Origin of the sequence: Saccharomonospora iraqiensis subsp. paurometabolica YIM 90007, from assembly GCF_000231035.2 — a bacterium.
GTDB classification, from domain to species: Bacteria; Actinomycetota; Actinomycetes; order Mycobacteriales; family Pseudonocardiaceae; genus Saccharomonospora; species Saccharomonospora paurometabolica.
On record NZ_KI912229.1, the window covers coordinates 1 to 1,988 of the forward strand.

A 1,988-nucleotide genomic window follows, 5' to 3' on the forward strand; every position below is an offset into this window, starting at 1 on the left:
GACGTCACCGCCGTGGTGTGCCAGGGCGGGCGGCCCGACCTGGCCGCCGACCGCCTCCGGTCGGTGCGGGCCGCGGTCCTGCTGGTCGTCGGCGGGCAGGACCACGTCCTGCTGGAGCTGAACCGGCAGGCCGCCGAATCGCTGCGCAGCGAGCACAGGGTCGCCGTCGTCCCCGGCGCGACGCACCTGTTCGAGGAACCGGGGACGCTCGACCGCGCCGCACACCTCGCCCGGGACTGGCTCCGGCACCACCTGGCTCCCCTCGCTCAACCAGCGTGACCCGCCCCGGTCGGCACCGCCGACGGAAGTCGGAGAGTCGGCACCGCCGACGGCAGTCGGCTCGTCGGCACCGCCGACGGCAGTCGGCTCGTCGGCACCGCCGACGGCCGTCGGCTCGTCGGCACCGCCGACGGGGGCCCTTCGTCCCTGTCCGCGTCCGCGCCGACGGCGTGACACTGGCGCCGAGACCCGGTCGCGGCGCCCGCCGACCTCCGGGATGCCGAGCACTCCACGGGAGGACGACACCATGACCCAGAACCACGACCCACTCGCCCGCGCGCACAACAGCGCCCACGAATGGCTCGCGTCGATCGGCTCCGCCCTGGGAACCCGCGACCGCCGCTACACCTACCGGGTGTTGCGGGCCTGGCTGCACACCCTGCGCGACCGGCTCACCGTGGAGTCCTCCGCGCACTTCTCGGCGCAACTGCCCGAGCTGTTCCGGGGCACCTACTACGACGGGTGGGTCCCGAGCCGTGTGCCGGTCCGCTACAACACCGACGAGTGCCTCGACCGGATCGCCAACGAGGCCATGATCCGCCGGAGCGACGCGCCCGGCGCGATCGCCGGTGTCTCCGCCGGGATGCGCGGCCTGCTCTCCGACGGCGCCCTCGACCACGTGCTGCAACAGCTCCCCCGGGACCTGCGGGCGCTGTTCACCGCGGAAGCCGCGGCCGGGACCACCACGGCGTCGGGGAAGACGTCCGGGAAGACGTCGGCGGGCGCGACGACGACCGCCCCGGCGACCACCGGAGAGGGACAGGCCGCCGGGGAGCAGCTGCCGGAACGGCTGGCCGAGCTGCAACGGCAGGTGGACTCGCTGACCACCGTGGTGACCTCGCTCAGCCGGGATCTGCGCGAGCGGCCCGGTGCGGAGGGCTTCGCGGGTCCGCGGATGGCGCAGGACCCGGAGGCCGTCGCCGCGGCGAACGAGATCCTGATGCCCCGCCAGCCCTGAGCCCGTCGCGCGGCCTGCGGGCGGACCGGTCGGCACGGCAGCGGCGACCCGTCGTGTCCGACCGGACACAGTGGGCACTCGGCGGGAGCGTTAAGTTGGGGCGACACGGGACCGGCGCGGCGTCGACACCGACGTGAACGCCGGGTGTGTAGCAGCGCCGCCGGCTGCCGCGGCGGCCCGCACACCCACCGGTCCCGTGCCGTCCCGCAGTCGCCGTCCGCACACTCAGGAGCCGCCCGATGTCCGACCCGGTCGTCCCGGCCGCGTCCCCCCTTCCGGCGACCGGAGGCGCCGGGCCCGCCGTACCCGTGGCCCGGGACGGCACGGCGACGGTTCCGGACGTCTCCGCCGATCTCTACCGGGCGGTGGTGGAGTTCGCCGCGTCGGCTCCGTCCGCGGTGCACGTTTTCGCCGTGATCTTCACCGAGGCGGGCGTGGTGGCACTCGGTCTGCTGATGCTGCTGCGCTGGTGGCGCGCCCGCGCCGAGGACGACCGGTGGGCGTCCCGGGCGGTGCTCGCCCCCGTGGTGACGGTGCTGGCGTACCTGGTCAGCGAGACGGCGAAGAGTGTGCTGCGGCAGGACCGGCCGTGTCACGCCATGCCCGACGTCACGGCCCTCGCGGGGTGCCCCCCGGCCGGGGACTGGTCGTTCCCCAGCAACCACGCGACGATCGCGGGGGCCGCCGCGGTGGCGGTGCTGCTCAGCCATGCCGTGCGGGAGGGTCCGCGCGACACCGGCGGTGCGGCGGC

The 1,988-nt window shown here is 75.5% G+C and carries 2 protein-coding genes and 1 pseudogene; all 3 read left to right on the forward strand.

All coding sequences use genetic code 11. The annotated features are described in order from the left end of the window. A pseudogene (locus SACPADRAFT_RS32635) lies at positions 1-279 on the forward strand (phosphoribosyltransferase); the annotation flags it as partial. 247 nt (positions 280-526) lie between these two features. Continuing rightward, complete coding sequence (locus tag SACPADRAFT_RS0210345; protein ID WP_007027426.1) at positions 527-1,237, forward strand: DUF2267 domain-containing protein; 711 nt, start codon at positions 527-529, stop codon at positions 1,235-1,237. A 239-nt stretch (positions 1,238-1,476) separates the two neighbouring features. Then, positions 1,477-1,988: phosphatase PAP2 family protein (locus tag SACPADRAFT_RS32640; RefSeq protein WP_007027425.1), on the forward strand; the 512-nt coding region annotated here is incomplete at its 3' end.